The following is an 8,104-nucleotide window of genomic DNA, read 5'->3' on the forward strand; positions in this document are numbered from 1 at the left end:
TCTTCAGAATAGCCAATTTTACTCACCATGTTTTATTGCTCCTCTCGTAAAGCCTATACAGTATAGTATACTATATTTCTCTCTACGACAACTATCTTAACACATAGGGAAAGTGAAATTTAATGAACCATTAGATGAAAATGAACTAAACAAACTTAAAAATATTAATTTACCCGAGGATTATATAAGCTTTTTAAGAATTAGTAATGGCGCTGAATTTTTTATAGATGACTATCGAGGAAGTCAAGGACTTCTTAAATTGTATTCATTGAATGAAGTAATTGATGGGAAAAATTTTTATATTTCTAATTTGAACAGTAATAATGAATATCCAATTGGAATCTTATTAGATAATGCAGATCTAATAATTAATGAAATAGCGTTAAAAAGCAAAGAAAATTATCTGCGTTTATCTGATGGTTCAAAAATTTTTAAGTATAGTTTTCAGGAATGGCTTGATAAATTTATTATTGCTCAAGGTAATGAGTTTTGGTTGTTAGATTCGTCTTATGATGCATAATCACTCTTACACTGCTCACAAAGAACATAAGTCTAGATTTAAACTATAGAGAAAATCTTTGGGGTGCAGAAAAGTTCAGTAAGATAATAAGAGAACTTTTGAAATACTGTGATGTAGTTATTGGAAGCATGGAAGAAGCAGAACTAGCCGAAGGCAAAGGCGCAGAATGTAATGATTTACTTAAAGAACTAGTGGAAAATTTTTACATTAAGTATGCCTCAATAATATTAAGAGAACGATTTGCACCAGAAGATGTAGATTGGACAGCAGTGCTTTATGATGGAGTAAATTTTATAATTCAAAAAAATATGATATTCATGTAGCAGACAATATGTAGAATATAACTTTAGGTAAATTTACTTTCCATTTGCCTTCTTTTCTTGTCTCTAATATAAAACTCTCTAATCCAAGTAATAATCCCACTATTATAAATATTATTGTTTTCACAAGCAAAAACAAAAATGGACTAATTATCAAATGATAATATTTATAATTTAGAAATACTATTATTTTGTCACTAATAGTAATGTAACATATTAAGACTAATGCATATAAAAAATACTTTAACCAATTATTATTTTTCACTTATACCCCCCTCTAAATCATATAACATATAAACTGGTTTATTTATTTGCTTAATTATACTATATATTACATGTATTCCATATATAAAAATATATTTCCCTGGAAATTTTTATAAGCGAAGTGAATTAGCTAATAACCTTAAACATAATTAAGCTCCACATCAACTGATGCAAAGCTTAATTATGTTGTATGCCTTTTTCTTAAATCTTAAATTTCTGTACTAATTCATTAAGCTTTTGTGCAAGCTGTGCCTGCATTTGTGATGTCTATGCCACTTGTGACATAGCTTTTGAAGTTTCTTCAATACTAACTTTAATATCCCCTGTATGTTCTGCCGAAATCCGTGAATTTTGTGCAAGAGTTTGAGCTGCTGTACTAACTTCACTTATCGATGCTTCCACCTCTTCAGACATAGATGCAATTTCTTCTGACATTGCACTTATAAATTCACCATCTATACCATATTGTTTTCCCGCCTCTGCATATTATTTTAAAACTGGCTCCATTATATTTTTACTTAATATCCTTACTTAAATTCGCTGTAACTTCTATTGGTTTATCTAGTTTTGTTCTATCTCTTTCAAAAACAATTCTAAGCATATTAGCTGTACCATCATTTGAGATTGCTTTAATTTCTTCTAAGTCTTTAATAGACACTAAACTATCGCTATATATAGATTTAGACCCATTATTTATCTTCGCTGAACTTAATATACCCTCCACCCCTATTAAAATTATGAAAATGCAAATCACTGAAAATACTGATACAATCTTTTTCCTTACACTTAAATCTGCAAAAAATTTCATTTTAACACTCCCCTTCCATTTTCTAGTTATATCCATTACCCCTGTTTAAAACGAGACTTCTTTTTATGGTATAATTAACCACATATCAAAGAACAAATAGATCTTAAATAAACAAATACCGTGAAATTTAACTTCCACGATGTTTGTTTATTTTACTGGTGGTTTCCATAGTGGGGCATCAATAAATGTAGTTTCTTTTACATTTGGAAGAATATCATATATAGAACAATTCATTTGTTGTTCAAAATACTCTTTCATTTTAAATGTTGCATTCCAACGTTCTACAGTAAATGGAAATGTTCCATAGCGTCTTGTTGTATTAACAAACCGTTTTTCTAACATACAAAACCCTTGAGCATCTGCAAGTGAATCACAAACAATCAACAGTTTATCATAATCATCATAAGTTATGTCTTCAATATACTTTCTAACAAATTCGCTTTCTTCGTCACTCATATCATTTTTGCCTATTTCTTTGTCAAAGTCAGGAATAGGGAATGAATGTGTCAAACAAATTCTACCCACTTTATCCCAATGTTTTTCCAACACGAATTTATACCCGTCAATGCCATGTCTTCTTGAACTTACACCATATCTTCTACCTATATCATGAAGAAGTCCTAACACATATGCTTTGTCTGGGTCAAGATTTCTACATTTTTCAGCAATCATTTGAGCTGCTAATCCTACATTGATAGAATGTTCTTCCCATGGTCCTTGGTTTAATTGTCCTGCTATCTCTAATTCCTTTTCAGCCATTTCTCTATTTGGAAACATATTATCCTCCTTTTATAATGTAAATTCTGATTTGTGCACTTGCCTACATTAGCCCATTGAATCACCTCAAATGTTCAAAACTAGTTAATGGTTGCTTGTTAAACTTTTTCATATGGACTATACCTTATTATAGTATAATTAAGCAAATAAGTTAATTCATACTTTGGAGGTAATGCTAATTGAAGATACTAATTATTAATGGTAGTGCACATAAAGGAAATACATGGACGCTTGTGGAAATTGTAAAAAAGCGTATGCAAGAAATTTCACATAATAAAACAGATTTTGATGAGATACATTTGGGGAAAATAAACCTCCCCTTTTGTTAGCGATATCAACTGCAGGTGGGAGTGGTGCTAAAAAATGCACAAAATACTTAAGAGAAACATTTATGTGTTGGGGATTTAATCGCGGATATGAACTTCCGATTATAACGAATAGTTACGGAGGATATGAGCCTCCACAAAAGGTGACTAAAAAGTGTGAAAAGATTGCTGAAAAATTCTACATGGATGTTTGTAGTGGTAAGTTATACCCTCCAACATTTGTGGATTTATTAGTTTATAATATTTTTCGTGGAATGAGCCATACTGGAACTGAAGGTGAGTTCTATGACAATGAATATTGGGAAAAGACTGGATTGGTTGATGTTGCATATGCGACAGAAATACCCCTTCCATTATACAAACACTTTTTAGGGAATATCATATATTGCTTTGCCAAGAGAATAGCTAAAAAGACAAAAGTTACTTACAAAAAATAATAAATCAATTTATTCTCTTATCATAATAAGTAAATATACTTACTTTATTCAACTTACTTTCAGCTTCTTCAGATATGATTGCATTCATATCAGTACTCAATTTCTTATAAGAAACAAAATATTGATTGTTTAGTATTAAAACGACACTCTTTTTATAGCCTTATCTGTTAGTAAAAAAACATTTCCAGTTTTTATGTAATATAACTCTCCTTTAAATTCTTTATGTTGCTCCATTTTCACCTTTAATAATACTTAGCTCAAAAATATGTTTATAATAAGATTTAGCTCTAAAATATTGGATGATATCATCTAAGTATGGTAAAATATGAAGGGTCAAAAGTTTCATTTAAAATTATGGATTATATAATAATAGAATATACCTAACAGAAAAGATTTGTTCTGATCTGAAAGGAAAGAAGATATTAAGCTAAACAGATTTTGTTAGCTGTTTTTTAGTGATATTAAGCTTTCCATTTGGTGAGCTTTTTTTTATTTGTCTATTAGCGCAACAAGGAAGGGAGTATATGAAAAAATTAAAAGGATTAATTTTACCGTTAATGATTATACTGATATGGATTATTGTAGACAAGTTGCATATTGTTAATAATTATATAGTCCCATCTCCTAAAACAATTTTAACTACGACCTATGATTTGTTAATATCTGGGCAACTTTTGAAAAACTTAATGGTAAGTTTTTTTAGGGTTGTTGTTGGGTTTACATTAACCTTTGTTGTTGCTTTTCCGCTTGCCGTATTCCTTGGAAATAAACCCAAATCAATGCCTTATATAAATCCATTTTTAGAATTTATGAGACATATTCCACCTATAGCCATGATTCCTATATTGATATTATGGTTAGGTATTGGCGAGTCATCAAAACTTGTAGTTATTTTTTTAGCAACCTTTTTCCCGGTTTTTTCAAACACCTTAAATGGTGTTACAAATTATGATCAAAAGCTTCTTGAGGTTGGGAAAATATTTCACTTTAGTAAAAAAGATTTATTTCTAAAGATAATATTTCCACAGGCAATACCCTCAATTATGACAGGTATTCAACTTGGGCTTGGATACAGCTGGAGGTCATTAATGGGAGCTGAACTTATAGCTGCATCATCAGGAATTGGATATATGATAATAGACGCAGAGCAACTTTCAAGGCCAGATATTGTCATTGTTGGAATACTATCAATAGGAATTTTAGGGTATGTTATTGATTATTGTTTTATTAAAATATCTAGAAATTTAATGAGCCAAAATGGGAAGGGGAAAAAATATGGCAGGTCTAATAATAAAAAATCTGTCCAAGACATTTAAAATTGAGGATAAAAAAGTGCAGGCTTTAAAAGATGTTAATTTAACTGTTACAAGTGGAAGTTTTGTTACAATAGTTGGTAGAAGTGGATGTGGAAAGACAACTTTATTGAAATTGCTTTGTGGTCTCTTAAGTATAACACAGGGCACTGCTAATCTAACCGATTTGAGAGATAAAGAAAACAATAAAATAGCTATAGTGTTTCAAGAACCTAGACTTATGCCTTGGCTTACTGTGGAAGAAAATATGGCTTTTTCTCTTATTAATTGCAAAGATAAAAAATATGTTAATGAAAAAGTAACTTACTATTTAAAATTGTTAGGTCTTTATAATTTTAGAAAAGCTTATCCATCGCAAATATCAGGTGGCATGGCGCAAAGAACTTCACTTGGAAGAACTTTATGTTATGAACCTCAAATAATACTTATGGATGAGCCGCTAGGAGCACTAGATGCATTTAACAGAAAAAAACTTCAAAATGAATTAATAAATATATTTATAAAAAGTGATAAGACAATCATATTTGTAACTCATGACATTGAAGAAGCTATTTATTTAGGCCAAAAGATTGTTGTAATGGACACAGGTAGAATAATAAAAGAAATACCTATTGATCTTGATTATTACAGAGATACTAGTAGCTCAGGATTTCTTTATTACAAAAAAGAAGTTCTAGCTACACTTAACACATTACTAAAAAATGAAGGGTGATTAAAATGAATTTTATTAAAAGAATAAGTATTATCGTAAGTACCATAATTATAGCAACGTCACTAGCCGGTTGTGCACAAAAACAGACGACTAAGGCTACAAAAGTTGAAAATCCGAAAGTTATTAACATTTCATATGTTAAATCGCCTTTAAATGTACCTTCTATAATTGAAAAGAAAAAACAATTGTTTGAAAGTGAATTTTCTAAAGATGGTATTAAAATAAACTATCCAGAAATAACTGAAGGTTCAAAAATGACAGAAGCAGTTGCGGCAGGTTCTCTCCAATTTTGTAATGCAATTGGAGCAACATCAGTTATCCTTGCAGCAGCAAATGGAGTTAACATTAAAATAATTGGTGTTTATAGTAGGGCTCCAAAGGCATTTACAATAATGGTAAAGGATACTAGTATAAAAACTATAAAAGATCTTAAAGGAAAAAGGATAGTTGGTCCCAAAGGAACAATACTTCATCAGTTACTTCTTGGATCACTAGTAAAAGAAAATTTAAAAGCGGCTGATGTGCAATTTAGTAATATGACAATACCAAATGGTGTATCAGCTCTTTTATCTGGGAAAGTAGATGCAGCGCTTGTTGCTGGACCATCAGTTGCAAGTGCACAAAAAAATGGAGCACGGATATTAACAACTGGTGAAGGAATATTAGATGCTACTATTGTAATCGCCGCAGATGGAAAATTCTTAGAGAAATATCCGGATATAGCCAAAAGATATCTAGCAGTTCATCAGAAAAGCCTAGAATACATGAATTATAACAAAGATGAAACCTATAAAATAACTGCTGGTGAGACAAAGCTTGCATTACCTCAAGTTAAAAACATGTACGGATTATACGACTTCAATCCTAAAATAACACAAAAGGATATAACTGAACTTACAAAAACTCAAGATTTTTTAAAGGAAAATGGTATGTTAACCAAAACAATAGATATAAAAAGTTTAATAGTTAATCTTAAATAAAATAGAAAGAAGCATCCTATTATGAACTGCCCCCTGTCAAGTAGATAGGGGGCAGTTCATAACTAAGATACTTCTTTATTATAATGGGCACTTCCTATAAACTTTTATTGTCGAAATAAAAAATAAGGGAGTGCTATTATTCATGTCAAAATTAATATAAAAATTGAAAATGAATATGGAACTAAGGGGTTATATTCCATGCCCTAAATTCAATGATTAACTTTCTCTTTTGAATAAATAATATTACCAAAGCCACCATCAACACGTTCCAATTGAGCATTCATTGCTTTTGCAATATATACCACTTGTCCCATAAAATTAAATGGTACTTCATCATCATTCCCCGCTTTAATATCTTCACATAGAAGAATAATATTAGCTAATAATTCCTTTGGTGCCTCTCCTGATCCATGAGAAAGAAATATTTTGTCAAATTTTCCTTCTGTTTTTAATAATAAATTCTTCATAGACTTTTCATAGCTAGTTATACCTAATGATCTTTTGTCAAATAAAAAAGTGGCTTGGTTTGCAGCATCTCCAATCATTAGGATTCTCTCTTCTTTAAAAAGAATAGCCATTTGTCCTGGTGTATGTCCAGCTGCATCGTAAACTTCCAAGGTTATTCCTCCAAGATTAAATACTGCTCCATCCTTCAAATCTTTATAGACGGATGAAGACTTTGTTTGCACATAATCACTCTCTTTAATTTTATCAAAATCTTTATATTGACTTTTAATATAACCTTTGCGTAAAGCTAAATCATTATGTTCCTTGTATACTTCTTCATCAGCATGGTTCATATATACATCATCAAAATTTGGTGCACCAGATGCATGATCCACATGTCCATGTGTAAGTATTACAGTAATTGACTTGTCTGTAAGTTGCTTTACATATTCACTTAAATCTCCAACACCAGTCCCAGTATCTATAAGAACAGCTCTCTTATCTCCCTCTACTAAATACATTAATTCACCAGTAGGTCCAAAAATTCTTGTAATACTCTCAGCAATTTTTCTAGATTTAAAATATTTTAATGATTCCATTCTTCTACCTCCATATAATAACTTAAAATTTTTATTTGTGATGTTATTTTATTATTGGAGAATTGTATGGATTTTTCACTACTCCAACAGCTACTCCTAAAATACTCATCTGAGTCTCTGTAACATTAATTGGTTCATAACTTGGATTTTCAGTGTCAAAAATAGCCTTTGTTATTATATTCGAAATTTTGTATAAGTTTACTTTTAATATTAACACTAAATGAGTTTCTTTATTACTTAAAAATGCCCATAATACCCCTAATTTATTAATTAATTGCTTAATTATAACATATTATATTTAATTCCTCCTATAATATCCATGTACACCAACACTCACAGTGACATTTCTGTTTAATTCTATCCAAGTTATTTTCAAGTAAAAGCTGATATTCCTTTATCGTTTGTAAATTTTCTATATATTTTGTTGTATTTCTAAATAATATTATAGTTCCTATATATTTATTTTTATTTTTATTAAACATAGGAGTTACGGAGTTTGTCAACATAGTTGTCGCAATTTATACATTTAATTTTTTTATGATGATGCCTTTTCTATAATGAGAAGTTCTTCTTCTTTTATTGGATTCAAAGACACATATTT

The 8,104-nt window shown here is 30.0% G+C and carries 13 protein-coding genes; 7 read left to right on the plus strand and 6 right to left on the minus strand.

The window, feature by feature from the left end:
- The first annotated feature begins 112 nt into the window (after nucleotides 1–112).
- Both KPL38_RS17085 and KPL38_RS17090 read left to right on the plus strand, forming a co-directional pair.
- Entirely contained in the window at nucleotides 113–520 is a 408-nt protein-coding gene (locus KPL38_RS17085; RefSeq protein WP_216290348.1) for an SMI1/KNR4 family protein, read from the plus strand.
- Between the two features lie 98 nt (nucleotides 521–618).
- Nucleotides 619–843, plus strand: coding sequence for a hypothetical protein (locus KPL38_RS17090; protein WP_246578017.1), 225 nt, complete (start codon nucleotides 619–621; stop codon nucleotides 841–843).
- Here the strand turns inward: KPL38_RS17090 and KPL38_RS17095 are convergent.
- The 4 genes from KPL38_RS17095 to KPL38_RS17110 all read right to left on the minus strand — a co-directional run bounded on the left by KPL38_RS17095 (nucleotide 836) and on the right by KPL38_RS17110 (nucleotide 2,689).
- Nucleotides 836–1,105, minus strand: coding sequence for a hypothetical protein (locus KPL38_RS17095; RefSeq protein ID WP_216290349.1), 270 nt, complete (start codon nucleotides 1,103–1,105; stop codon nucleotides 836–838). The two genes, KPL38_RS17090 and KPL38_RS17095, sit on opposite strands and share 8 nt — an antisense overlap.
- A 266-nt stretch (nucleotides 1,106–1,371) precedes the next feature.
- Nucleotides 1,372–1,539, minus strand: a complete 168-nt coding sequence (locus KPL38_RS17100; protein ID WP_216290350.1) for a hypothetical protein — start codon at nucleotides 1,537–1,539, stop codon at nucleotides 1,372–1,374.
- Between the two features lie 79 nt (nucleotides 1,540–1,618).
- Complete coding sequence (locus tag KPL38_RS17105; RefSeq protein ID WP_216290351.1) at nucleotides 1,619–1,912, minus strand: MCP four helix bundle domain-containing protein; 294 nt, start codon at nucleotides 1,910–1,912, stop codon at nucleotides 1,619–1,621.
- A gap of 147 nt (nucleotides 1,913–2,059) precedes the next feature.
- On the minus strand, nucleotides 2,060–2,689 hold the full coding sequence (locus KPL38_RS17110; protein WP_216290352.1) for an HD domain-containing protein: 630 nt from the start codon (nucleotides 2,687–2,689) through the stop codon (nucleotides 2,060–2,062).
- Between the two features lie 179 nt (nucleotides 2,690–2,868).
- Here KPL38_RS17110 and KPL38_RS17115 point away from each other — a divergent pair, with 179 nt between their 5' ends.
- From KPL38_RS17115 to KPL38_RS17135, 5 genes are all read left to right on the plus strand, one after another.
- Complete coding sequence (locus tag KPL38_RS17115) at nucleotides 2,869–3,018, plus strand: NAD(P)H-dependent oxidoreductase (protein ID WP_216290353.1); 150 nt, start codon at nucleotides 2,869–2,871, stop codon at nucleotides 3,016–3,018.
- Nucleotides 3,012–3,452, plus strand: coding sequence for a hypothetical protein (locus KPL38_RS17120; protein WP_216290354.1), 441 nt, complete (start codon nucleotides 3,012–3,014; stop codon nucleotides 3,450–3,452). The genes KPL38_RS17115 and KPL38_RS17120 overlap by 7 nt, the downstream gene beginning before the upstream one ends.
- A 524-nt stretch (nucleotides 3,453–3,976) precedes the next feature.
- Nucleotides 3,977–4,768 (plus strand): ABC transporter permease, encoded by a 792-nt coding sequence (locus tag KPL38_RS17125; protein ID WP_216290355.1) that lies wholly within the window; start codon nucleotides 3,977–3,979, stop codon nucleotides 4,766–4,768.
- A complete protein-coding gene (locus tag KPL38_RS17130) occupies nucleotides 4,728–5,477 on the plus strand; it encodes an ABC transporter ATP-binding protein (protein WP_216290356.1) in 750 nt (249 codons plus the stop codon). Before KPL38_RS17125 ends, KPL38_RS17130 begins: the two co-directional genes overlap by 41 nt.
- A 5-nt stretch (nucleotides 5,478–5,482) precedes the next feature.
- Complete coding sequence (locus tag KPL38_RS17135; protein ID WP_216290357.1) at nucleotides 5,483–6,457, plus strand: ABC transporter substrate-binding protein; 975 nt, start codon at nucleotides 5,483–5,485, stop codon at nucleotides 6,455–6,457.
- 209 nt (nucleotides 6,458–6,666) lie between these two features.
- Here KPL38_RS17135 and KPL38_RS17140 read toward each other — a convergent pair whose 3' ends face one another.
- Together KPL38_RS17140 and KPL38_RS17145 are read right to left on the minus strand one after the other, a co-directional pair.
- Nucleotides 6,667–7,503 (minus strand): MBL fold metallo-hydrolase, encoded by an 837-nt coding sequence (locus tag KPL38_RS17140; protein ID WP_216290358.1) that lies wholly within the window; start codon nucleotides 7,501–7,503, stop codon nucleotides 6,667–6,669.
- 43 nt (nucleotides 7,504–7,546) lie between these two features.
- Nucleotides 7,547–7,720 (minus strand): hypothetical protein, encoded by a 174-nt coding sequence (locus tag KPL38_RS17145; RefSeq protein WP_216290359.1) that lies wholly within the window; start codon nucleotides 7,718–7,720, stop codon nucleotides 7,547–7,549.
- Nucleotides 7,721–8,104: the final 384 nt, after the last annotated feature.

Source organism: Clostridium psychrophilum (genome assembly GCF_018861705.1).
GTDB lineage: Bacteria > Bacillota > Clostridia > Clostridiales > Clostridiaceae > Clostridium_AD > Clostridium_AD psychrophilum.

Coding starts and splice junctions, on each gene's coding strand:
- KPL38_RS17100 (WP_216290350.1), bottom strand. CDS start 1,539: ATGTCAGAAGAAATTGCATCTATGTCTGAAGAGGTGGAAGCATCGATA.
- KPL38_RS17105 (WP_216290351.1), bottom strand. CDS start 1,912: ATGAAATTTTTTGCAGATTTAAGTGTAAGGAAAAAGATTGTATCAGTA.
- KPL38_RS17110 (WP_216290352.1), bottom strand. CDS start 2,689: ATGTTTCCAAATAGAGAAATGGCTGAAAAGGAATTAGAGATAGCAGGA.
- KPL38_RS17125 (WP_216290355.1), top strand. CDS start 3,977: ATGAAAAAATTAAAAGGATTAATTTTACCGTTAATGATTATACTGATA.
- KPL38_RS17130 (WP_216290356.1), top strand. CDS start 4,728: ATGGCAGGTCTAATAATAAAAAATCTGTCCAAGACATTTAAAATTGAG.
- KPL38_RS17135 (WP_216290357.1), top strand. CDS start 5,483: ATGAATTTTATTAAAAGAATAAGTATTATCGTAAGTACCATAATTATA.
- KPL38_RS17140 (WP_216290358.1), bottom strand. CDS start 7,503: ATGGAATCATTAAAATATTTTAAATCTAGAAAAATTGCTGAGAGTATT.